We start from the raw sequence: 22,863 nt of genomic DNA on the forward strand, positions 1-22,863 counted from the left end.
GTCAGGTATCATGCTCGACCCCGTTTCCCGCGTTCGCCGCTTTAACCGTGCCGTGACCTCCGCGGTCGGCGCGCTCGACAGCTCCTTTCTGGGCCGCGGCCGGCCGCTCGGCGCGGCACGCGTGCTCAATGCGATCGGACATGGACGCTCGGACGTCGCCGAAATCCGCGACTATCTCGGCCTCGATTCCGGATTGATGAGCCGCCTCTTGCGCAGCCTGGAGGACGAGGGGCTGATCGAGACCGAAGCGCATCAGGACGATGCGCGCCGGCGCGTCGCGACATTGACCCGTTCAGGCCGGCGCGAGTTCGCGGCTTATGAGGCGCTGTCGAACGCGCAGGCAGAAGGCTTCCTCGCGCAGCATTCGCAACGCGAGGCGCTGCTGGCGGCGATGGATTTGATCGCCTCCACCCTGACGCGCGAGCGGATCGCGCTGGACGAGATGGATCCGCAAAGCGACCTAGCGCGCTACTGCCTCGGCGAGTACTATGCCGAGCTGGGCCGCCGCTTCAGCCAGGGTTTTGACGTTTCTCTTTCCAGAGATCCTGATGCCAAGGACATGCGCCGCCCGCGCGGCAGCTTCATCGTCGCGATGTCGGACACGCTGCCGATCGGCTGCGTCGGCTTGAAGGGAACCGATCACGGCTATGCCGAGATCAAGCGTCTGTGGGTCGCCCCCGCCGCGCGCGGCTTGCGGCTCGGCCGGCGGCTGATGGATGCGATCGAGAGTGCCGCGCGCGAGCTCGGCATCACGCTGCTGCGGCTCGACACCAACAGCGCGCTGCCGGAGGCCGGCCAGCTCTACCGCACGACGGGCTGGCGCGAGATCCCCCGGTTCAACGACGATCCCTATCCCGACCTGTTCTTCGAAAAGCGCCTCTGAGCGGGACCGGTTCGCGATGTCTGCGCGTTAGGATCGAAGCCGCAAGGAGAGCTTCGACATGACAAAAGACGACCTCGCCGAGACCTACCGCGCTTATATCGCCTGCCTGAACCGGCAGGATTGGCCGGCCCTCGGCCGGTTCGTGCATGACGATGTCGTCCACAACGCCCGGCCGCTCGGCCTGTCCGGCTATCGCGCGATGCTGGAGCGGGACTTTCGCGAGATCCCGGATCTGCATTTCGACATCGAACTGCTGGCATCGGATCCGCCCCGCATCGCGGCCCGGCTGAAGTTCGATTGCCGGCCGGTCGGGACGTTCATGGGGCTTGCCGTGAACGGCAAGCGCGTGACTTTCTGCGAGAATGTGTTCTACGAATTCGAGAGCGGCAAGATCCGGCAGGTCTGGTCGGTGATCGACAAGGCCGCGATCGAGGCGCAGCTCTGATGCTGCGCCTCGATCGTCGTCCTCACGCCGCGGCCGGCGCTGCCTGCCCTTGCGGCTTCGCGAACGGCCTGAATGTCATTGCCATCAGGAAGGCACCCAAGCCCATCGCCCAGGAGGCGATGTAGAGCCAGGCATAGCTGGAGAAGGCATCGTAGATCAGGCCGCCGGCGAGCGGTCCGGTGGCCATGCCGAGGCTGCCGGCCATCGCGGTGCCGCCGATCACCGTGCCCATCATCCGAAGCGGAAAGTTCTCGCGGATGATCACCGCGTAGAGCGGCATGGTGCCGGCATAGATGAAGCCGAACACCGCGCCGACCGCGTAGAAGGTCGCAAGCTGGTGCGCGAAGACGTAGGCCAGCGCGCCGAACGCCTGCAGCAACAAGCCGGACACCAGCACGCGCTTGGCGCCGAACCGATCGCCCATCAGGCCGAAGGCGATGCGGCCGCCGAGGCCGGCAAAGCCCTCGATGCTGTAGATCGTCACCGCCGCGATCAACGGGATGCCGCAGCTCACGGCATAGCTGACGGTGTGGATGATCGGGCCGGAATGGGTGGCACAACAGAAGAAATTGGTCGCGAGCAGGACCAGGAATTGCGGCGAGCGCAGCGCCTCGCTGGTCGACATCTCAGCTTGCCCGGCGCCCTCGCCTGTCGGTGCGGCCACGGCCTGCGCGAGCGCCGGCGGACGGCGCACCAGGAACGAGACCGGGATCATGATGGCGCCGACCACCAGCGCCACGATCTGCATCGAGGTCCGCCAATCGTGGCCGGAGACGAGCCAGGCCGCGAACGGCGCCATCGTCATTGGCGCCATGCCCATGCCGGCCGACACCAGCGACACCGCGAGGCTGCGATGGGTCTCGAACCAGCCGGTGACGGTCGCCATCATCGGCGCGAAGATCGCCGCACAGGATGCGCCGGTCAGAAGGCCGAACACGAACTGGAACGCCAGCAGCGAGGTCGCATGGCTCGCGGCGAACAGGCTGAGCGTCAGCACGGTCGATCCCGTCAACACCACCGGCAGCGGTCCGAAGCGGTCCGACAGCGTGCCCCAGGCCATGCTGGTGAACGCCATCGCCAGAAAGCCGATCGTCATCGCGCTGGAGATGCCTGTCACCGACCAGCCGGTGTCCTTGGCGATCGGCTGCAGGAACACCGGCAGCGAAAACATGCCGCCGATCGCGACGCAGCCGAGCAAGCCGCCGGCGGCGACGATCACCCAGCGATAGGGGGATTGGGTCATCTTTCTTGTCTCCCGAGATGATCTTGTCTGAGTGGAAGACGAATGGGAATCATGTCGGCCGACAGCGTCGCCCAAGTTTTTGCGGACCCCGCCAACACGAATCGCGAAAACAACCCCATGCACAGTAACCGGCCTTTGGGGGATCAAGGGCTTAGCGGGCCAAAAAACCACCAGTTCTTGGGCTTCCGACTTGCGAACGGCCGGTACCATCAAGGGACCGGTTTGACACGTCGGGCAAAACACTTCCACGATGCCATTGTCCCAAAGTCTTGATCTCGTCCACGATGGACCTGTCCCTTCGCGATCAAGCTCGCGATGGCGTCAAGCGATGCGCCCGTCGGTTCCACCATCAGCGCGCGCAAGGAAATCCTTTCATGCCAAAGATCGACATCGCAGCCGTGCCGGCCCGCAAGGGCTCCGGCTATCCGGCCCCCTTCAACGCGCCCTGCGCCGAACGCATCCGCAAGCGGCTCGGCGATGCCGGCGGCCTCGAGGATTTCGGCGTCAACCTGATGCGCCTGCCGCCGGGCGGCTGGTCGAGCCAGCGGCACTGGCATTCGCTCGAGGACGGGTTCGTCTACATCCTCGAAGGTGAAGTGACGCTGATCGAGGATGCGGGCGAAATCCTGCTGCGCGCGGGCGATTGCGCCGCTTTCCCGAAAGGCAGCGGCAACGGCCATCACATGATCAACCGGTCGGACGCCACTGCGGTCTATCTCGAAGTCGGCTCGCGTTCGCAGGACGACCTCATCACCTGCTCCGACATCGACATGATGAGCCCGGCCTCCGACGGCCGGTTCCTGCACAAGAACGGCACGCCATATCCGGACCCATGAACGTCCGCGGCCACACCTCACGCGGCCGCGCCACGCCGCCACGTGCTGACCGTGAGCCAGACGGCCGAGACCAGGAAGTAGAGCGCTCCGACCGCGGCATAGCCTGCGACGTTCGCGATCGACGGAGCCGCAGGCAACGTGGCCTGAAAGATGAAGAAGCCGCCTGCCAGGGCCGATTGGCCGCCGCTGAGCGCCATGGCCCATTGCGCGCCGAAACGCTTCCAGCGCCGCACGGCCGTGCCGAGCTGAAGCAGTCCGGACAGGATCGCCCAGGCCCCGAAGATCCCGAGCACCCAGTTCATACTCACCCGCAAGGCCAACGCGACCGCGATGGTGGTCGCAAGGCTGACTAACACGTTCAGGGCCTGCGTGCGATTCTGGTTCAAGCCGCCGCTGCAGAGCGCGTCGAGATAATTGGCCGCGGCGTCCCATGCCGGATACGCGACCAGCAGCGCTGCAGCGATCACCGCCGACGGCGGCGCGATCGTGAAGGCCGCTATGACCCAGGCGAGGGAGAACGCGGCGCGAAGGAAATAGTACTGCTTCAGCCATTGCGCATGGTCGGCGATGTCGGGGGTCATCTGGCGATATGTCATTGCTTGTTCCTGACCTACTAGTTGGTAGATTACGGTGCAGAGGTTGGCACGGAGCAGCCGCGCGCCCCGTGCCACGTCTTGTCCGTCAGTGCGTGCTGGACAGCCGGTCCAGTAGCGGCCGTGTGATGGTCCCGAACGTCCTGGAGTCGCCATAGGCGCGCGCCGACAGCATCGCGCCGTGAACGGTCGCCATGAATCCTTCAGCCTCGACCTTCGCCGAGCTGGCAAGATGCAGCCGTCCCTTTCGCTTGCCCCGCTCCAGCACCGATGTCAGCCACGACGCCAGCACACGGAAATGCGCACGGACTTCCAGCGCGACCTCCTCTGGGAGGATCGGGAGCTCGCTGGCAAGCAGCGCGCAGACGCAGAAGGGCGCGGTCGCATCCGTGATGCAGGCCTCCCAATAGGCGACATAGTTTTCGAGTTGGTCGCGCGGGTCCGGAACATTGCGCTCGAGCGCCGCCAATCCGGCCTGGGCCTCCTCGCGATAGCGCGACACCAAAGTGCGGACCAGATCGACCTTGCTGGCAAAATGATGATGGATGCTCGGCTTGCGGATGCCGACGACATCGGCGATGTCGGCATAGCTGAAGCCGTTGTAGCCGCCGGCAATGATCAGCGCGCGTGCGCAGGCCAGGATGTCGTCGGCGGTCGAGGAGACGTGGCTCATGCGATTTAGCTACCTTCCAGTTGGTAGGACGTCAAGGAGGGATGCTTCACCGATGCGTGAGTGGTAGGAGCCTCCCATGACCATCCGCCCCATTATCCGCTACCCCGACCGCCGGCTCGCGATGCCGGCTCGCCCCGTCACCGCGTTCGACGACAGCTTGCGCGAACTTGCCGCCGACCTGGTGGACACCATGCGCGCCGCGCCCGGGATCGGCATCACCGCGCCGCATATCGGTGTGCCCCTGAATGTCGTCGTACTCGAGCTCGACGCCGGAGAAGGTCCCCTCACCTACGTCAATCCCGTCATCGAATGGGCCTCGCCCGAGATGATCATGCATCGTGAAGGCAGCGTCTCGATGCCCGGGGTCAACGACGAGGTGCAGCGCCACGCGCGCGTGCGGATCGGCTACCACGATCTCGACGGCACCATGCGAAGCGAGGAGTCGGAGGGCTTGCGCGCCGTGTGCCACCAGCACGAGATCGACCAGCTCGACGGCATGTTCTGGATCCAGCGGCTGTCGCGGCTGAGACGGGAGCGGCTGGTGAAGAAGTTCGAGAAGCTGATGCGATCGTAGGGCGGATTAGCGAAGCGTAATCCGCCATTCTTGGCAGGTCGTAACGGGAGACTGGTGGATTACGCCGACGACTGCGCTGTGCGCAGCCGACGGCTAATCCACCCTACGCATCGCACTCACGCCCTCTTCCCGCCCCGCTTGGTGACCGGCGCGTTGCGGCGCTCGCGTTTGCCGCGCGCGATCTCGGTCGCCAGCGCGTCCAGCTTGGGCTCCCAGAAATTCCGGAACTGGCCGATCCAGTCGTCCACCGCGCGAAGTCCCGCGACGTCGACCGAATAGAGGCGCCTTTGCGCCTCCGCCCGGACGTTGGCAAAGCCGCTCTCACGCAGCACCTTGAGGTGCTGCGAGACGGCCGCCTGGGTGATGCCGAACTCGGCCCCGATGATGTCGACGACCTCGCCGGATGCCATTTCGTCCCGCGCCAGCAGCTCGAGGATGCGGCGGCGCACGGGTTCGGCGAGGACCTCGAAGATGTGCATCAGCTTCCTGTGCCGGGATGGGCGATGTCGGGCGGCATCTCGCCGCGATAGAACGCGATGGTGCGGTCCGAGCGCTGCTTCGCTTCGTCGGGAGCGACCCCGCTGGCGACGTGCGCGGCCCGCCAGAATTCGCCGCTGGTCGTCATGAAGTCCTTGCCCTCCGGCGAGCCCATCCACGCCTCGGCCGTCGCATGGTCGACCGTTGCCCCGCTCGCAAGATATCGCTCGAGCCCCGCGAGCGCGAGATCCCAGCCGATCCCCACCGCACCCGGGCCGAATTGATTCCAATGATCCTCGATGATCGCAGTGTGCTCGAGCGTCAAACGCGCCTGGTGTCGCTCCGCCGCCAGCCTGACGTCGATCCAGCTGATCGCGCCGCCGAATTCCCACGTCGCCGCAAAATGGGTCGGCGGCGCGCACCCCGTGATGGTGCCGCCCGCATTGCCCTTGAGCTGGTAGCGTCCGCCGAGCTGGAGCTCGCCCTCCACCGGCAGGAACCAGCGCGGAATGCGCTCTTTGCTGGTCACGGCGTCCCAGAGATCGTCGACGCTGGTGTCGTAGAGACGCGTCAGCGTCACCGCACTCGCGGGTTTGCCGTCCTTCTCGAAGCTTCGCACCGAGCGCGTGACAAGGCCCAAAACTCTGGCGACGTCGATCTCCATGGCATGCCTCCATATCGTTTCATTGAAGGTGGAATATCGAGCTACACTAATATAAGTCAATACTTATATTTTCACCTCGCTGCGTCAAACCGTCTCGCGAGGTCGTGCGAACCAAACACGGGGTCAAACGTCTATCGGTTCCCACACACCCGCCGGGGCTGGATAACGCGGTAGGAATTCATGAAAGTTCGTAAATTCGCCATCACCGACGCTTCGTTCGAACGCTCGCCGGGACAGGACGGCGACATCTTCGCCGGCAATGTGATCGACCAGCGCCATGGCGGCCCGATCACCATCGGCTTCGGCCGCTACGCGCCGAACCAGAGCCTGGACGAAGTGCTCGCTGTCGACGACGTCATGCTGATCCTGGAAGGCAAGCTCTCGCTCACGAGCAGCGGCAGCACCGTCACGGCGGGTCCCGGCGAGATCGTCTACATGCCGAAGGGCGAGACGGTCACGATCCGCTCGCACGAGCAAGGCGCCGTCACCGCTTACGTCACCTATCCGCATTGGCAGGAGGCGTGACGGCTGGCGTGGCCGCTGACAGAGCCGCTACCCGCCCGCCATCAGCGCCTTCGCCAGCGCCATGTAAGCCGGCAGCGTCACGGGGTCGTTGGCGGCATTGCCCGCGACGGGGTGCGAGGCATAGCGCGCGATCACCATCTCGGCCTTGGGATCGACATAGATGCCCTGGCCGTAGACGCCCCGCGCCATGTAGGCGCCGTGCGCGTTGTGCGTGACCCACCATTGATTGCGGTAGGAGGCGCCGGGCAGCGTGGTGTAGCCGGCTGGCTTGAATTTTTCGGGGTCGCCGCCGCGCGCGATGTCCTCGACCACTTGCGACGGCACGATCTGGCGGCCGTTGAAACGGCCGTGGTTGCGCATGGTCTCGCCGAACCGGGCAAGATCGCGCAGCGTCGTGGAAAGACCGCCGCCGCCGCTCTCGGTGCCGATTCGGTCGACGTGATAATGCGCGTCCTCCTCCGCACCCATCGGCTGCCAGATCCGCTCGGACAACAGGTCCGCCAGCGTCAGGCCGCTGACTCGGCGGCAGATCCAGGCCAGCACGTCGGTGTTGACGGTCTTGTAGGCAAACGCCTTGCCGTGCTCGCCCTGCTTTGTCTGCGCGATGAGGAAATCGAAAATGTTGGTCGGCCCATCATAGCCCGGCGGGATCGGCGCCATGCCGTTGGCGCGGCGGAGCGCCCACACGTCCGAATTCTTGTCGGTATAGACCTCGGTGTAGGCGAGCCCCGTGGTCATATCCATGACCTCGTGCACCCGCGCATCGCCAAACGCGCTGGCCTTCAGCTCCGGCACATAGCCCGTCACCGGCGCCTGCGGATCGATCCTGCCCTCCGCGACCAGCATGCCGGCGAGCACGCCGGTGAACGACTTCGTCACGGACATCGCGATATGCGGCTTGTGCGGCTTCAACGCGCCGAAATAGCGCTCATAGATCAACCTGCCCCGATGCAGCACCGCGATGCCGTCGGTGTAGGTCTCCTCCAGCATCTGCGCGAAGGTCATCGGACGGCCGTCCATCGTGGTCGAGGCGACCGCGCTGATGTCCTGCTCCGCGCGCGGTAGAGGTGATGCAGGCCCTGCGCCGCGCCAGACATTCACGGTGGGCACGAGTTGGCGGATGTTGGACCAGGCCCAGCGGAGTTCGGGGAAGTTGCGGAACGAGCCGTCCTGGAAGGTGATGAGGCGGTCGGGCGCCGGCGGGAAGCCGCGCATCCAGCCGAGGGTTTCGGGGTCGGTGGCGGTGGAGGTGGCGGAAGGCTGGGTGGGCGCGGCGGACATCAAGCTGGACTCCGGAAGAGCGATGCCGACGTCCTATCACGAGCGCGCGGCCCGCACATCCGATGGAAGCGCCGAGCACCTGCGCAACAATCAGGAGGGCGGTAACTTACTGAAGGGATCGAGCGCCGGCACCCCTAGTGGTTCGAAATGCCTCATATTGCGAGAGAGGATCGTCAGGGAATGCCGCCATGCCGTCGCAGCGATGATGATATCGGCAAACCCCGGCGTATGTCCCTGCCCACGAGCCCGATCCGATAGCTGCCCGGCGAGCCGCGCGACCGCTGTGTCGAACGCCAAGATTCGGTCGCCATAGAGATGCACGACGGCATCCAGCCATAGGGCCAAGTCTTTGCTTCTGCGCGTAGCCTTCTCGCGCCGAAGCTTTGCTATTCCGTCTTCGATCTCTGCAATCGTCACGGCGATGCCCACCAACGGCTGTTTCTGACCCAAGGGAGACCTATGAGATCTATTTCGGAAACAGCTTGTCGCGAATGTAGCGCGAGGTTGGAGTCAATTTCAGCCCGCGCGGCTTGCGCCATTCCGCCCGGTCGAGCTCCTTCTTGTCGCCGATCTTCAGCGGACCCGAGGCCTTTTTGCTCAGGAAGATCGCATCGCTCATCCTTCGGCCGGACCTGCGGTTCTTGCCGTTGACTTCCTTCCACAGCTTCAACTCACCAAGCCTGAGCTGGGGCAGCTCCTCCATGATCTCGCGATGGAGGCACTTCCTCTCGCTCTCGCCGGCCCGCCTGCGGCCGCCCGGAAACATCCAGCGCTTGTCGCGCCGCCGCCTGACCAGGAGCACCCTGCCCTTCCTCGCGACCACAAGCTTTGATGATTTCGCCATGCTCTAGTCCGCCAGCTCGATCCCGAGGGGTTGGTGGTCGGACGCATCTGTTTCCGCGTTGGCCTCGATGCTGCGCACGCGACTGACCAGATCCTCCGTGACGAAGATGAAGTCGCGACAGTCCGGCCCGTCGGCCCATTGCGCGCGATCAAAGATCCCGCATGTCGGCGCCCGCGGGCGACCCGGACGATTGGCGGTCCACGCATCCCGATAATTCAAGCCGGGCCTGCCGGCGCGGTCGATCAGGGCGTGCTGGGGATCGGCGACGTCGAAATTGAAATCGCCGCACATCAGGCTCGACGCCGCGACGGTCTGGCTCCCATATGGCTCATCGTGCCGGGAGCTGGCCTGCCTGGGGCTCCCCGACGCGTCTTGTTGCAGATCCAGCAGCCGCGTGATCTGCGCGTGACGCTGATCGGCCGAATGAAACTCGAGATGCGTGTTGACGATGCGAACCGCGCCAAACGAGGCCTGAACCGTCACCTCCAGGGCGTGGCGGCGCATGCTGCGCACACCACCTGCGCCCGGAAACGGCAGGAGGTGATTGGCGATCTGCAACACCGGCAATCGCGACAGCGTCATGTTGCCGAAGCAGTGAAGGCTGCCCGCGCGATCTATCGTCTCGATCGCCGGCCGGAATATCGCGCAGTAGCCGGGCAGCAAGGCTGCGAGCTGGGCGCTCTGATCCGCGCTATCGCCAAATCTCGAAAAATTCACGCTCACTTCCTGGAAGCAGAACACGTCCGCATCGAGCGTCCGCCTAGCCACCGCAACGATCCTGGAGAGATCGGTGACGCCGTCGCACCCCTTGCCGCACTGTATGTTCCAGGTGAGAAGCCGCATTAACGGATACCTGCACGCATGAATGACTGAACGAACTGGCGCTGGAACAACAGGAATGCAATCAGCAGCGGCGCCATCGTCATGACGGTCGCGGCTGTGATCACCGACCAGTCCACGCCAGTTTCAGGCGCGCCGAACACCGCTAGACCCACCGTGAGCGGCCGCGCTTCCACCGAATTCGTCACGATCAGCGGCCACAGGAAGTTGTTCCAGTGATAGCTGACGGAAACGAGGCCGAAGGCGACATAAGTGGGGCGTGCCAACGGCACATAGACCCGCCAAAGGATCACCAGCGGGCCTGCTCCCTCGACCCGGGCGGCCTCGACCAGCTCCTGAGGCACGCTCTTGAAAGTCTGCCGCAACAGGAAGATGCCAAAGGCGCTCGCCAGATAAGGCAGCGCGATGGCAGGGATCGTATCGAGCAATCCCAGCCTGGCGATCGCGCGGTAGTTCTCGACGATGAGGACGTCGGGCATGATCATGAGCTGGAGCAGAACGAGCGCGAACGCAATGCCGCTGCCCCTGAATCTGAAGCGCGCAAAGGCATAGGCGGCCAGCGTCGACAGGATCAGCTGGCCGACCAGGACGAACGTCACCAGCACGATCGTGTTCAGATAGTACCGGGCGAACGGCGCCTGCTTCCAGGCCCGCGCGAAATTCTCCAGCGTCCAGGGCGCGGACAGGCTGAACGAGGTGGCGTAGGCCGCCGGATGCAGCGCGCTCCAGAAGGCATAGGCCAGCGGGGCGAGCCAGATCAGAGCCAGAAGCCATGCCGCGACGGCCTCGACGGGGTGTGTCCGGCCTCTCATTGGTAGTGGATCCTGCGATCGAAATAGCCGAACTTGAGCAGCGCAATCACGCTCAGCAGCATCAGAAGCACGACCGTCAGCGTTGCCGCGTAGGAAGAATCCTGAAACGTGAAGGCGACCTCGTAAATGTAATAGAGCAGCAGCGTGCTGGCATTGTTCGGACCGCCCTTGGTCATGATGACCAGATGGTCCACCAGCTTGAACGAGTTGATGACGGCATTGATGGCCACGAACAGCGTGGTCGGCATCAACAGCGGGAACGTGATGCGGCGGAACGTGTACCACCGGCTCGCGCCCTCGATGGAGGCGGCTTCTTCGAGGTCCGGCGAGAGCTGTTGCAGCGCTGCCAGATAGAAGATCATGAAGAAGCCGGCTTCCTTCCAGATCACCATCACGATCAGGCAGCCCATCACCGTCGAGGGATCGCCGAGCCAGTTCCAGCCGCCGAGGCCGAACAGCCCGCGCAGCTGATCGAGCGCGCCGTAATCCGGCGTGTAGAAGAACAGCCAGATGTTGGCGACGGCGATCATCGGCAGCACCGTCGGTGTGAAGTACGCCAGCCGAAGAAAGCCGCGGCCACGCATGTTGCGATTGACCCAGACCGCCATGACCAGGGCGAGCGCGATCGACGTCGGGATCGTGCCGAGTGCGAACCAGAAATTATTGACCAGCGCCTTCCAGAAGATCGGATCGGCCGCCATGGCCCGGTAGCTGTCCGTCCCGACGAAGACCTCGCTGCCGTTCCGCTTGGTGATGAACAGCGAATGCCGGATCGTCGCCAGGATCGGCCAGTGCGTGAAGGCAACCAGCAGCACCGCCGCCGGCAACAGCAGCAGCCACGCATTCACGGCATTCCACCACGCCTGCGACCGGGCGCGGCGTTCGGGGATTGGCGATGAGGCGGCGAGATCGGTCATCTTGGAGCCGGCGGGATGGCGGCGAACCGCCACCCCGCCACGTCCCTTGCTTTGCGATTACTTGGCGGCGCGCAGCACGCGGTCGGACTGCGCCTGCGCGGCGGCCAGCGCTTCCTGCGGCTTCTGCGAGCCCGTGACCGCAGCCTGCACGGCATCATTCACGAACTTGTAGATGCGGCCGTTTTCGTGGACGGACAGCTCCGGCACGGCATGCTCGAGCTGATCGCGCGCGACGGTCGCCTGCGGGAAGCCCTTGGCGTAGTCTTCCATCGCCTTGGTCTTGTAGGCGGCCGGCGACACCGCGACGTAGCCGGTCTTCATGCTCCATTCCGCCGCACGCTCGGGCGCCGTCATCCACTGGATGAACTTGACGGCGGCCTTCTGCTGCTCGGCCGAAGCGTTCTTGAAGATGTAGAAGCTGCCACCGCCGGTCGGCGACCCCCGCCGCTCCTTGGCCGGCAGCATGGCCACGCCGAACTGGAATTTTGCGGCGTCCTTGACGGCCGTGAGGTTACCCGTCGTGTGCCACATCATTGCCGTCTTGCCTTCGAGGAAGTCGGTGCGGAGCGTCGCCCAGTCGATGCTGCCGGTCGGCATGACGTTGTGCTTGCGCGACAGATCGACCCAGTAGTCGAGCGCGCCGACCGTCTTCGGCGCGGTGAGGTACACCTCGGTGCCGGCCTCGTTCATCATCTTCTGGCCGTTCTCGATGGCGAGCGCCTGCAGCATCCAGTAACCGTAGCCGGTCGTCGGGATCTCGACGCCCCAACGCGTCGTGTTGGCGCCCTCCTTCTTGACCAGCTTTTTCGACATCTCGACCATTTCGTCCCAGGACGCCGGCGCCTTCTCGGGATCGAGGCCGGCTTCCTTGAAGGCGTCCTTGTTCCAGTACAGCACGATGGTTGAACGCTGGAACGGGATGCTCCAGGTCTTGCCGTCCACCTGGCCGTTCGCCATGAACGCGGGATAGAATTCCTTGAACCAGGCCTTGTCGCCGACGAGGTCGTCAAACGGCACGATCGCGTTCTCGTCCATCAACGTGAACACGTCGGTCGACAACAGCACCGACAGTTGCGGCGGCTGCCCGCCCTTCATGGCGGTCATCGCCTTGGTCATCGTGTCCGTGTAGTTGCCGGCATAGACTGCCGTCACCTTGACGTCCGGATTGTCCTTCTCGAAGCGCGAAACCATGTCGTCGATGATCTTGGTGACGGGGCCGCCGACCGCGACCGGATAGTACATGGTCAGATCCACCGCGGCAGCGGGACGTGCCCCCATCGAGAGCACGGCAAGTGCGGCTGCCATCAACATCGTTCGTCGCGCAAACATCTCTCTCTCCCTCTGTAATCCGCCGAGCGCCTGAAGCCACCGCTGCTATCCAGCGGAGGTCGCCAGCCGGCCCTCCCTGGCAGAAGTTTCCAATCGGCATTCCGTAGCCGGATCGAACCGATGCTCGTGACCGGCCTCCCAGGCCAGCCGGACATCCTCGCCGGGCTGAACCTTGCTGAACCCGTCGAGCCGCACCGAGATCGGCTGACCGTCGATGTCGCACAGCACAATGCTGTCGGCTCCGAGATGCTCGACGGCCTTGACCCGCGCGGCATGATCGCCACCGGGCACGATGCGAATGTGCTCCGGCCGGATGCCGATCAGATGATCGCCCTGACGCACCAGGTTCATCGGCGGTGTGCCGATGAAACGCGCCGTAAACGCCGTCGCCGGCCTGTTGTAGAGCTCTTCCGGCGAGCCGTTCTGCTCGATACGGCCATCGCGCATCAGGACGACGCGGTCCGCCATCGTCATGGCTTCGGTCTGATCGTGGGTCACGTAGACCATCGTCATGCCAAGGCGCTGCTGCAGCGCGCGGATTTCCGTTCGCATCTCGTGCCGCAGCTTGGCGTCCAGGTTGGACAGCGGCTCGTCCATGAGACAGACCCGCGCCTCGGCGATGATGGCGCGTCCCAGCGCGACGCGCTGGCGCTGCCCTCCCGACAATTGCGACGGCTTGCGATCGAGCAGATGCGCGAGACCAACGATGTCGGCGACGCGACGAAGCCGGGCGTCGCGTTCGGCGCGCGACACCCGCCGCACGCGCAGGCCGAAAATGATGTTCTCGGCCACGCTCAAATGCGGGAACAGCGCATAGGACTGGAAGACCATGGAGATCTTCCGGTCCGCCGGCGACAGGCGGGTCACGTCCACGCCGCCGATCGCGATCGTGCCGGCATCGGCCTCCTCGAGCCCGGCGATCAGCCGCAACGTGGTCGACTTGCCGCAGCCGGACGGCCCCAGCAGCACCAGCAGCGAGCCCTCCGCCGCCGTCAGACTGATGTCATCGACGGCGCGCATCGCGCCCCACGACTTGGAGACATGATTCAGCGTAATCGCCGACATGGCCGGTTTGCTCTCAGCATGATGCAGCGACGCTGATGGCGGCTCGCTCCAACGGAGCAGCACAGTGCCGGTCAAAGACCAGTACATGCGTCCTCCCTCGAGCCACGCGCATTCATCGGCGTAGCAACTATTATGTTCATATGAACATAGTGTGACACCATATGAAACAGAAAATTGCGTCTTGGCCGTTCAAATGATACTTTTGTCGCGAACGGAGGGCTCATGGCCAGGAGCGCCACGACACGTCAGGTCCACATACTGGAGATCGTGCGCGAGCAAGGCTTCGCTTCCATCGAGCAGCTTGCGGCGCGTTTCGAGGTGACCCAGCAGACCATCCGCCGCCTTGTGAATGCGCTCTGCGACCAGGGATTGCTTCGGCGCGTGCACGGTGGGGTCAGCCTCCCCGTCCAGAATCAGAACCTCGCCTACAGCAGCAGACACAGGCTGAACGCCGAAGCCAAGCGGCGGATCGCGCATGCGACCGCCAAACTCATTCCGGACGGGACGTCGCTGATGATCGGGCTCGGCACGACGCCCGAATATGTCGCGCAAGCACTTTCCCGTCGACGGGATCTGCGGGTGATCACCAACAGCCTGAACGTGGCCGCAGCCTTCTCGCATAATCCGGACGTGGAGATCACTATCGCCGGCGGCACGCTGCGGCCGCTCGACCGCGACATCATTGGCGAGGCCGCCGTGCATTTCTTCTCGGGATTTCGCGCCGACTTCGGAATCTTCGGCGTCGGCGGCGTCGATGCGGACGGCTCGCTGCTCGACTTCCATGTCGATGAAGTCAAGGCACGCCAATCCATCGCCGCCAATTCACGAACGTCCGTGCTCGTGGCCGACATCACCAAATTCGGGCGCAATGCAACGGTTCGCGGCGGCCATCTCGACGATTGCCACCATCTCGTTATCGACGACCGATTGCCCGCAGCGTTCGAACTGAGCGCACAGCGATATAGCGGCCAGATCCATACGGCCGGCGACGCTCGCGCAGATTTCGAACTCCTCGGCGATATCTAGCCGGCAACTGCATCTCATCGCTGCTCGGCCCGATCGCGCCTCCAGGAGGCGAGGTCCGCAGTCGTTCCGCGCTCCGCGCCAAATGGCCGGAGGACACCCAATTTGTCGCGGTTGACTTGTTATAACATTTGGGCAAATGTCCTAACTAACCGGAAATATTAATCCGGATTTTCGGGAGGACCGCATGCCGTCATTCACGCCGACGCGACGAACGCTACTCAAGACCGGAACCGCAGCCGCCGCTTTCGCGACGCTTGGTCCGGCCTTTCTCCGGCAAGCTGCCGCGCAGGACGCCGACCTTGCGCCTTACAAATCCGCTCAGATCGACTGGCAGCAGGTGTCCGGCGAGTCCATCACGGTCGCCGTGATCCCGGCGAGCTATTTCGAAAACCTCATTGCACTGGCGCCGCAGTTCAAGGCGCTCACCGGCATCGACGTTCGCTTCGAGAAGATTCCGCCGGCGCAGATCCGGCAGAAGAGCGTCATCGACCTAACCTCGAAGACCGGCACCTACGCAACCCACGCCGCCGATCCCATGTATTACGCGCTCTATGCCGCGAACAAATGGGTCGAGCCGCTCGACACTTACCTTGCCGACAAATCGCTGACCGATCCGGCCTGGTTCAAGCTCGACGACATCATTCCGGCCTGGCGCAGCGCCAACGGCATCGACGGCAAGCTTTATGGCATGCCCTATGACGGCGAAGTCACCATTCAGGTCTATCGCAAGGACCTCTATGACGCGAAGGGCCTGAAGCCGGCCGACACGCTAGAGGCCTACATGTCCAATGCCGCGGCGTTGAACACACCGAACGATCGCGTCTGGGGCGCAGCGTTGCGCGGCGTCGCCGGTGCCGGCCAGAACATGTACATCTATCCGTCGATCTTCCGCGAGTTCGGCGGCGACTGGATGAAGGGCGGCAAGCTCACCGTCAATGGCCCCGAGGCCGAGGCGGCGCTCGCCTGGTACGTCGACATCATGAAGAAGTACGCGCCGACCGCGGCGGCGAACTGGAACTGGCCCGATATCGCGGACGCCTTCTCGCAAGGCACCGTCGCCAGCTACATCGACGCACACTCATCGGCTTCGGTCATCAACAATCCCGAAAAATCCAAGGTGATTGGCAAGGTCGCCTATGCGCGCTGGCCCAAGGGCCCCTCGGGCAAGCGCACCACGTCGATCTGGAACTGGGGCTTCCCGATCAATTCCGCACTGCCGGAGAAGAAGCGCAAGGCGACCTGGCTGTTCATCCAATGGGCCGCGAGCGCTGAGACCCAGGCGCGCACCGCGCACAAGTTCGCCGGTCCCACCAAACGCTCGGGCGTCAACCGCACCTCGGTGTGGAAGGATCCCGACTACATCAAGCTGATGAACGGCTTTGGCGAAAACTTCGTCGAGGCTACGATGGGGGCCCTGCAGGACGACACCGACGTCGACTGGCGTCCGCGCGTGCCGCAATGGCCGGCGATCGGTGACACCATGGCGACCGCGATCCAGTCGGCCCTCTCCGGCCAGGTCACGATCAAGGCCGCGCTGGACGATGCGCAGCGCCGCATCGAACCGATGATGCGCGGCTGAGCCATGGCGACGACAGCGGTGACATCGGCCGGGATCGCGAGCGAGGCGCCTCGCAGCGATTTCGGCCGCGTCCTGGCGCAGCGCGAGCGCCGGTTCGCAGCAGCCCTGCTCGCACCGGCGTTTCTTGCGCTGCTCGCCACGACGACGTTTCCGCTGCTCTTCCTGGTCTATACCAGTGCGTTCCGGATGGATCTGGCGATGCCGTTCACCAACGGCTTCGTCGGATTCGAGAACTACCAGGTGCTGCTCTCCGACGAGCGCTTCTGGACCTCGCTGCTGGTGAGCCTCGTCTATACCGGCTCGACCGTCGCGCTGCAGGTCATCATTGGCCTCGCGCTCGCCTTGCTGGTCATGGACATGAAGCGTGGCCAGGGCTGGTTCAGGGTCATCGCCATCCTTCCCGTGGTGCTGTCGCCAGCCGTGGTCGGAATGATCTGGCGCACCTTCATGCTGGCGCCGGAATTCGGCATCGTGGACTTCCTCGCCATCAATGCCGGTCTCGGCAGCAAGAACTGGCTCGGCGATCCCACGCTCGCGATGGTCTCGGTGATCGCGATCCACACCTGGCAGTGGACGCCGTTCGCGTTCATGGTGCTGCTGGCATCGCTCGCCTCGCTGCCCGAAGACATCTACGAGGCGGCGCGGCTCGACCGCGCCTCCGCCTGGCAACGTTTTCGCCGCATCACCCTGCCATTGCTGCGCCCGGCGATCGTCATGGTCATCATCATGCGGACCATGGTGGCGCTGACCGCGTTCGCGGCGATCTTCACCGTCACCGCCGGCGGCCCCGGCACGGCGACCGAGATCCTCAATCTCTATGCCTACCGGAAATCCTTCACCGAGCTGTCGATCGGCTACGGTTCAGCGCTCGCGGTCGCGCTCCTGGTCGTGACCATCATCATCTCCGGCATCCTGTTCGCGATGCGGAGGGCGAAATGACCGCCAAGCGCCTCCGCATCATGGCCCTGCTGGCGATCTCCACGGTCTTCCTGCTCGCCTGGGCGTTTCCGATCGTCTGGAGCGTCATGAATTCACTCAAGACCGATTCCGACGTGCTGGCCTATCCGCCCAAGCTGGTGTTCACGCCGACGTGGGACGCCTATCGCGACGTTTTGTTCGGCTCGGGATCGATCCTGCCGAACCTGCTCTCCAGCGTCATCATCTCCGTCGGCACCACCGTGGTCACCATGCTGATGGCGGTGCCCGCGGCCTATGCGCTGGCGCGCCTGCGCTTTCGCGGCAAGAAGTTCGCGGGCTTCTACGTGCTGGCCACGCAGATGCTGCCGCCGGTCGGCATCATCATCCCCTACTTCCTGGTGCTGCGGAACATCGGCTGGATCGACACCTATCAGGGCATCATCCTGATCTATCTGTCGTTCTCCCTGCCCTTCGCGATCTGGCTGCTGGTCTCCTATTTCGAGGACATTCCTTTCGAGATGGAGGAAGCCGCCTATCTCGACGGCGCCAGCCGATTGAAGACGCTGTGGCGGATCATCATTCCGCAGGTCCGGGGCGGCATCGCCGTGACGATCGTGTTCGTGTTCCTCAATGCGTGGAACGAATTCCTGTTCGCCGTCGTGCTCAGCGGCAACACGGTGCGTCCGGTCACGGTCGCCATGTTCAATTTCGTCTCCGTCGAGCAGACGCTGTGGGCCAAGCTCGCCGCGGTCTCGGTTCTCGCCATGCTGCCTGTCGTCGTCCTCGGCGTGGTCGCGCAGAAGCATATCGTGAAGGGCCTGACGGTCGGTGCAGTCAAGGGCGGAGGACGCCGATGAGCGGCCAGGGTCAGGTCAGTTTTCGCAACATCGTCAAGATGCACGGCGAGTTCGCCGCTCTGAAGGGCGTCAATTTCGACATCCAGCCGGGCGAGTTCTTCGCGCTGCTCGGGCCGTCCGGCTCGGGCAAGAGCACGACGCTGCGCATCCTCGCAGGTCTGGATGCACCGACCGCCGGCCGCGTGCTGATCGACGACAAGGACGTCACCTCGACCGATGCGCGGGACCGCGACATCGCCATGGTATTCCAGAGCTACGCACTCTACCCGCACATGACGGTGGCCGAGAACATCGCCTTCCCGCTGGAGATGGCCAAGCTGCCGAAGGCCGAGATCACGCCCGCCGTGAAGGACGCGGCTCGCAAGGTGAAGATCGACCATTTGCTCGACCGCAAGCCGGGTCAGCTTTCGGGCGGCCAGCAGCAGCGTTGCGCGCTGGCCCGCGCCATCGTGCGCAAGGCTCGCCTGTTCCTGCTGGACGAACCGCTCTCGAACCTCGATGCAAAGCTGCGGCTGGAAACCCGCGCCGAGTTGAAGAAGCTGCAGCGCTCGCTCGGCGTCACCGCCGTCTACGTCACCCACGACCAGGAAGAGGCCATGACCCTTGCGGACCGCATGGCGGTGTTCATGTCGGGCGAAATTCAGCAGGTCGGCACGCCCGCGGAGGTGTTCGCCCGCCCGAACTCGATCGACATTGCCGGCTTCATCGGCAATCCCCCGATGAACCTCGTCCCTGCCCGCTACGTGGATGGCGACGTCATCATCGCAGGCCATCGTCTCAAGACGACGGCCACGACCGCGGGTGAGCGCGACGTGGTGGTCGGGCTTCGGCCCGGCGCCCTCCGCATGACGGAGGGGGGCCTCGGCGCGCGCGTCGACCTGATTGAGGATCTCGGCGATACCGCCGTGCTCGACCTCGACTGCGCCGGCACCATGATCCGCATGCGCGTCGCCGACGGAAACATTCCCGGCGAGGGCGACACGATCTCGATCACGGCCCGACCGCAAGACATTCATCTGTTCGATCCAGCAACACGCATGCGGCTCTGACACCATGGCTATTCAAACACGCAAGAAGAAGGCCGCGCCGCTCGGCAGCGATGTCGTTGCGGAAGTCTCGACGCCCCTGCATATCCAGATCCGTGAATCCATTCGCAGCCAGGTGCGCGACGGTAAGTTGATCGACGGGACCGGCCGCCTGATGACCGAGGCCGAACTCGGCCGCCATTTCGGCGTCAGCCGCATCACCATCCGCAACGCCATAGCCCCCCTCGTGAACGAAGGCATGTTCGACCGCTCGCGCGGCCGCGGCACCTTCCTGCGCTCGAACCAGCCCGAGAACTGGGTCGGCCACCTCATGGGCTTTTCGGAAACTATCCGCGATGCCGGCTACCAGGCCGGCGCCACGATCCTGCAGCAGGGCATGACCAACCGGCACGACGCCGCCGTTCGCGAGCAGCTGCGCGAGCGCGCCGTCTGGCAGCTCCGGCGCTTGCGGCTCGCGGACGACACGCCGATCGCCATCGAGCACGCCTTCTATCCCCCGGATATCGGTCTCGAGCTCGAGAAGCGCGATCTGGTCTCGATCATCATGTACCGCGTCTTCGAGGACGAGCTTGGCCTCGCCATCAAGGACGCCCAGCAGACCATCAGCGCCGACCTCGCCGACGCCGGCAGCGCCAAGCTGCTGGGGGTCAAGGTCGGCTCGCCCCTGCTCTCCATCGAGCGCGTTACTTTCGGCAAGGACGGACGGGCGCTCGAGCTGCTGCGCGCCGTGTACTTGCCGAAATATTTCCGCCTCAGCATCAGCCTGACGCGCCGCCACTAGCAACGACACACGTCGAGAACGAGGACACAAACATGCCGAATGGCGCAAAGACCCCCGATAGCCCCAACATCCTGCTCATCCTCAACGACGACATGGGCTTTTCGGACATCGGGTGTTACGGCGGCGAAATCCAGACGCCGAACCTCGACCGCCTCGCGGCGAATGGCTTGCGCTATTCGCAGTTCTACAACACCGCACGCTGCAGCCCGTCGCGCGCCTCGCTGCTCACCGGCCTGCATCCGCACCAGACCGGCATCGGCATCCTCACCTACAGCAACGGCCCGGAAGGCTATGCCGGCAATCTGAACAAGAGCTGCGTGACGATCGCCGAAGCCCTGAAGAGCAGAAACTACACGTCCTACCTCAGCGGCAAATGGCACATCGCCAGCAGCCTGACGGAGCCGACCGACGCATGGCCTATGCAGCGCGGCTTCGACCACTTCTACGGCACCATCATCGGCGCCGGCTCGTTTTACCATCCCAACACGCTCACCCGCGGCAACGACAATATCGAGGACGAGGCGGTGAAGGATCCCTCGTTCTTCTACACCGATGCGATCAGCGATCAGGCTGCCGCCTTCATCCGCCAGCACAAGGCGCAGAAGCCCGACGCGCCATTTTTCCAGTACGTCGCCTATACGGCGCCGCATTGGCCGCTTCATGCCCATGACGAGGACATCGCCAAGTACAAGGGCCGCTTCGATGCGGGCTGGGACAGGCTGCGCGAGGAGCGCCTCAAGCGCCTGGTCGACGACGGCATCATCCATCCGAACTGGCGCCTGACCGATCGCGATCCGACCCAACCGCCGTGGACCGACGCGGAGCAGCGCGAATGGACGCTGCGCTGCATGGAGGTCTACGCGGCCCAGATCGACCGCATGGACCAGGGCATCGGCCGCATCCTGAAGGCGCTGGACGAGACCGGCCAGATGGACAACACGCTGATCATCTTCCTCTCCGACAACGGCGCCTGCGCCGAGGACATTCCGGAAGGCGTCACGGCAAAGGAGCTGGTCGACCAGCTCATGATCGCGCAGGCGAAGACGCGCGACGGCAGACCGGTGCGCTTCGGCAATGACCCGACCCTGATGCCCGGCGCCGAGGACACCTACCAGAGTTACGGCACCGCCTGGGCCAACCTCTCCAACACGCCGTTCCGTCTCTACAAGCACTGGATCCACGAAGGCGGCATCGCAACCCCGTTCATCGTGCACTGGCCGCGCGGCATTTCCGAGAGAGGCGGCCTGCGGCACAATCCGAGCCAGCTCACCGACGTGATGGCGACCATCCTCGACGTCACCGGCGCCACCTATCCCAAGGAGTATAACGGCAACGCCATCCTGCCCTGCGAAGGCGAGAGCCTGGTGCCGTCATTCGCCTCGGCGTATGGCAACCGTGGCCCGCTGTTCTGGGAGCACGAGGGCAACGCGGCCGTTCGCGTCGGCAAGTGGAAGCTGGTGCGGAAGTATCCCGGCCCCTGGGAGCTCTACGACATGGAGACGGACCGCACCGAGATGAACGATCTCGCCGCGCAGCATCCGGATCGCGTCCGCGAGATGACGGCGCAGTATCAGCAATGGGCCAATCGCTGCGGCGTGATCCCACGCGAGAAGATTCTGGAGTTGATGAAGGCGGAAGGCGGCACAGCCTTCTGGGAGGAAGAGAAGCAGAAATAGGACATGACCGGGGATCGCTCACACTGTTGCACCCAGCGCGCCGCCGGCAGCGGGCCGGCGACGGGCGAGGATGCGCAAGCGGCGATCACTCCCAATTCAACTCCGATCCTGCGCCGCTGGAGCTCGCTGATCGGCGGAACCTTCCACATGGGATCCGCCGGCATCGGCTTCGTCGAGGACGGCGAAGGCCCGGTACGGCTGGTGACGTTGTCGCCGTTTGCCATTGCCTGCCACGCCGTGAGCAATCTGCAATTCGGCAACTTCGTCCGGGCCACGGGCTACACGACGGATGCCGAACGCTACGGCTGGAGCTTTGTCTTCGAAGGGCTGTTGCCAGAAGAGACACGTGCGGCCCGCACGACGCGCGTTCAGGAAACGCCATGGTGGGTCCCGGTGACGCGCGCCTATTGGGCGCAGCCGGAAGGACCCGCGAGCAACATCCTGGACAGGCTCGATCATCCCGTCGTCCACGTCTCCTGGAACGACGCACAGGCCTATTGCCGATGGTCCGGCACCCGCATGCCGACCGAGGCGGAATGGGAGATGGCCGCGCGCGGCGGGCTGGACCGGGCCACCTACCCCTGGGGCGACGAGCTGACGCCCGGCGGCGAGCATCGCTGCAATATCTGGCAGGGCAACTTTCCCGACCGCAACACCGTGGATGATGGCTATTTCGGTACGGCGCCGGTTCACAGTTTCGTGCCCAACGGATATGGCCTGCACAATGTCGCCGGAAACGTCTGGGAATGGTGCGAAGACTATTTTTCGCCGAGCTATCACCGCCTCACGCCATCGCGAGATCCCTTGAACCGCGAGCCTGCTCCCAACCGGTCGATGCGCGGCGGATCCTTCCTCTGCCACGAATCCTACTGCAATCGCTACCGCGTCGCGGCGCGAAGCTCCAACACGCCCGACTCCGCGTCCAGCAATATCGGCTTCCGCGTCGTGCGCACCGAACCGCTGCGGGATCCGGCCTAGG

At 64.4% G+C, this 22,863-nt stretch carries 26 protein-coding genes; 13 read left to right on the forward strand and 13 right to left on the reverse strand.

Annotated features, from left to right (window positions below; genetic code table 11):
• Positions 1-10: 10 nt before the first annotated feature.
• Together RPS27_RS27580 and RPS27_RS27585 are read left to right on the forward strand one after the other, a co-directional pair.
• A complete protein-coding gene (locus RPS27_RS27580) occupies positions 11-883 on the forward strand; it encodes a bifunctional helix-turn-helix transcriptional regulator/GNAT family N-acetyltransferase (protein ID WP_212066024.1) in 873 nt (290 codons plus the stop codon).
• Between the two features lie 58 nt (positions 884-941).
• Entirely contained in the window at positions 942-1,328 is a 387-nt protein-coding gene (locus RPS27_RS27585; protein WP_212066023.1) for an ester cyclase, read from the forward strand.
• A 22-nt stretch (positions 1,329-1,350) separates the two neighbouring features.
• On the opposite strand, the gene RPS27_RS27590 is transcribed toward RPS27_RS27585, so the two are convergent.
• Entirely contained in the window at positions 1,351-2,571 is a 1,221-nt protein-coding gene (locus RPS27_RS27590) for an MFS transporter (protein ID WP_212066022.1), read from the reverse strand.
• A 374-nt stretch (positions 2,572-2,945) separates the two neighbouring features.
• Between RPS27_RS27590 and RPS27_RS27595 the strand changes: the two genes are divergently transcribed.
• A complete protein-coding gene (locus RPS27_RS27595; protein WP_212066021.1) occupies positions 2,946-3,407 on the forward strand; it encodes a cupin domain-containing protein in 462 nt (153 codons plus the stop codon).
• A gap of 17 nt (positions 3,408-3,424) precedes the next feature.
• On the opposite strand, the gene RPS27_RS27600 is transcribed toward RPS27_RS27595, so the two are convergent.
• Positions 3,425-3,988 carry a DUF308 domain-containing protein gene (locus tag RPS27_RS27600; protein ID WP_409517574.1) on the reverse strand — a complete coding sequence of 188 codons (564 nt, stop codon included), beginning with the start codon at positions 3,986-3,988 and terminating at the stop codon, positions 3,425-3,427.
• A 100-nt stretch (positions 3,989-4,088) separates the two neighbouring features.
• Positions 4,089-4,673 carry a TetR/AcrR family transcriptional regulator gene (locus tag RPS27_RS27605; protein WP_212066019.1) on the reverse strand — a complete coding sequence of 195 codons (585 nt, stop codon included), beginning with the start codon at positions 4,671-4,673 and terminating at the stop codon, positions 4,089-4,091.
• Between the two features lie 76 nt (positions 4,674-4,749).
• Here RPS27_RS27605 and RPS27_RS27610 point away from each other — a divergent pair, with 76 nt between their 5' ends.
• On the forward strand, positions 4,750-5,247 hold the full coding sequence (locus RPS27_RS27610; protein ID WP_212066018.1) for a peptide deformylase: 498 nt from the start codon (positions 4,750-4,752) through the stop codon (positions 5,245-5,247).
• Between the two features lie 116 nt (positions 5,248-5,363).
• On the opposite strand, the gene RPS27_RS27615 is transcribed toward RPS27_RS27610, so the two are convergent.
• Positions 5,364-5,726, reverse strand: coding sequence for a helix-turn-helix transcriptional regulator (locus RPS27_RS27615; protein WP_212066017.1), 363 nt, complete (start codon positions 5,724-5,726; stop codon positions 5,364-5,366).
• Entirely contained in the window at positions 5,726-6,388 is a 663-nt protein-coding gene (locus tag RPS27_RS27620; RefSeq protein ID WP_194402542.1) for an SRPBCC family protein, read from the reverse strand. Before RPS27_RS27620 ends, RPS27_RS27615 begins: the two co-directional genes overlap by 1 nt.
• 180 nt (positions 6,389-6,568) lie before the next feature.
• On the opposite strand from RPS27_RS27620, the gene RPS27_RS27625 reads away from it, so the two are divergent.
• Positions 6,569-6,913: a cupin domain-containing protein gene (locus tag RPS27_RS27625; protein ID WP_212066016.1), complete on the forward strand. Its 345-nt coding sequence runs from the start codon at positions 6,569-6,571 to the stop codon at positions 6,911-6,913.
• A 27-nt stretch (positions 6,914-6,940) separates the two neighbouring features.
• On the opposite strand, the gene RPS27_RS27630 is transcribed toward RPS27_RS27625, so the two are convergent.
• The 8 genes from RPS27_RS27630 to RPS27_RS27665 form a co-directional block, all read right to left on the reverse strand.
• Positions 6,941-8,194, reverse strand: coding sequence for a serine hydrolase (locus RPS27_RS27630; RefSeq protein ID WP_212066015.1), 1,254 nt, complete (start codon positions 8,192-8,194; stop codon positions 6,941-6,943).
• A gap of 90 nt (positions 8,195-8,284) precedes the next feature.
• Positions 8,285-8,626: a PIN domain-containing protein gene (locus RPS27_RS27635; RefSeq protein ID WP_249131649.1), complete on the reverse strand. Its 342-nt coding sequence runs from the start codon at positions 8,624-8,626 to the stop codon at positions 8,285-8,287.
• A gap of 34 nt (positions 8,627-8,660) precedes the next feature.
• The gene (locus RPS27_RS27640; protein ID WP_194402545.1) at positions 8,661-9,038 is read right to left on the reverse strand and encodes an NUDIX hydrolase; all 378 of its coding nucleotides are present in this window, start codon (positions 9,036-9,038) and stop codon (positions 8,661-8,663) included.
• 3 nt (positions 9,039-9,041) lie between these two features.
• Positions 9,042-9,881: an endonuclease/exonuclease/phosphatase family protein gene (locus RPS27_RS27645; protein WP_212066013.1), complete on the reverse strand. Its 840-nt coding sequence runs from the start codon at positions 9,879-9,881 to the stop codon at positions 9,042-9,044.
• Entirely contained in the window at positions 9,881-10,690 is an 810-nt protein-coding gene (locus RPS27_RS27650; protein ID WP_211417451.1) for a carbohydrate ABC transporter permease, read from the reverse strand. Before RPS27_RS27650 ends, RPS27_RS27645 begins: the two co-directional genes overlap by 1 nt.
• Positions 10,687-11,607, reverse strand: coding sequence for a carbohydrate ABC transporter permease (locus RPS27_RS27655; RefSeq protein ID WP_212066621.1), 921 nt, complete (start codon positions 11,605-11,607; stop codon positions 10,687-10,689). The genes RPS27_RS27650 and RPS27_RS27655 overlap by 4 nt, the downstream gene beginning before the upstream one ends.
• 57 nt (positions 11,608-11,664) lie before the next feature.
• Positions 11,665-12,918: an ABC transporter substrate-binding protein gene (locus RPS27_RS27660; protein ID WP_194408332.1), complete on the reverse strand. Its 1,254-nt coding sequence runs from the start codon at positions 12,916-12,918 to the stop codon at positions 11,665-11,667.
• A gap of 63 nt (positions 12,919-12,981) precedes the next feature.
• Positions 12,982-14,001 (reverse strand): ABC transporter ATP-binding protein, encoded by a 1,020-nt coding sequence (locus RPS27_RS27665; protein ID WP_212066012.1) that lies wholly within the window; start codon positions 13,999-14,001, stop codon positions 12,982-12,984.
• Between the two features lie 222 nt (positions 14,002-14,223).
• On the opposite strand from RPS27_RS27665, the gene RPS27_RS27670 reads away from it, so the two are divergent.
• From RPS27_RS27670 to RPS27_RS27705, 8 genes are all read left to right on the forward strand, one after another.
• Positions 14,224-15,027 carry a DeoR/GlpR family DNA-binding transcription regulator gene (locus RPS27_RS27670; protein WP_211417453.1) on the forward strand — a complete coding sequence of 268 codons (804 nt, stop codon included), beginning with the start codon at positions 14,224-14,226 and terminating at the stop codon, positions 15,025-15,027.
• Between the two features lie 184 nt (positions 15,028-15,211).
• Positions 15,212-16,606, forward strand: coding sequence for an ABC transporter substrate-binding protein (locus RPS27_RS27675; protein WP_212066011.1), 1,395 nt, complete (start codon positions 15,212-15,214; stop codon positions 16,604-16,606).
• A gap of 3 nt (positions 16,607-16,609) precedes the next feature.
• The gene (locus RPS27_RS27680) at positions 16,610-17,545 is read left to right on the forward strand and encodes a carbohydrate ABC transporter permease (RefSeq protein ID WP_183231627.1); all 936 of its coding nucleotides are present in this window, start codon (positions 16,610-16,612) and stop codon (positions 17,543-17,545) included.
• Positions 17,542-18,381, forward strand: a complete 840-nt coding sequence (locus RPS27_RS27685; protein WP_212066010.1) for a carbohydrate ABC transporter permease — start codon at positions 17,542-17,544, stop codon at positions 18,379-18,381. Before RPS27_RS27680 ends, RPS27_RS27685 begins: the two co-directional genes overlap by 4 nt.
• Complete coding sequence (locus RPS27_RS27690) at positions 18,378-19,430, forward strand: ABC transporter ATP-binding protein (RefSeq protein ID WP_212066009.1); 1,053 nt, start codon at positions 18,378-18,380, stop codon at positions 19,428-19,430. The genes RPS27_RS27685 and RPS27_RS27690 overlap by 4 nt, the downstream gene beginning before the upstream one ends.
• Positions 19,431-19,434: 4 nt before the next feature.
• Positions 19,435-20,208 (forward strand): GntR family transcriptional regulator, encoded by a 774-nt coding sequence (locus RPS27_RS27695; protein ID WP_212066008.1) that lies wholly within the window; start codon positions 19,435-19,437, stop codon positions 20,206-20,208.
• A gap of 32 nt (positions 20,209-20,240) precedes the next feature.
• The gene (locus RPS27_RS27700; RefSeq protein WP_212066007.1) at positions 20,241-21,884 is read left to right on the forward strand and encodes an arylsulfatase; all 1,644 of its coding nucleotides are present in this window, start codon (positions 20,241-20,243) and stop codon (positions 21,882-21,884) included.
• A gap of 3 nt (positions 21,885-21,887) precedes the next feature.
• Positions 21,888-22,862, forward strand: coding sequence for a formylglycine-generating enzyme family protein (locus RPS27_RS27705; protein ID WP_212066006.1), 975 nt, complete (start codon positions 21,888-21,890; stop codon positions 22,860-22,862).
• Position 22,863 lies beyond the last annotated feature (1 nt).

The organism is Bradyrhizobium sp. WYCCWR 12699 (assembly GCF_032144035.1).
In the GTDB taxonomy this organism is placed as follows: Bacteria; Pseudomonadota; Alphaproteobacteria; order Rhizobiales; family Xanthobacteraceae; genus Bradyrhizobium.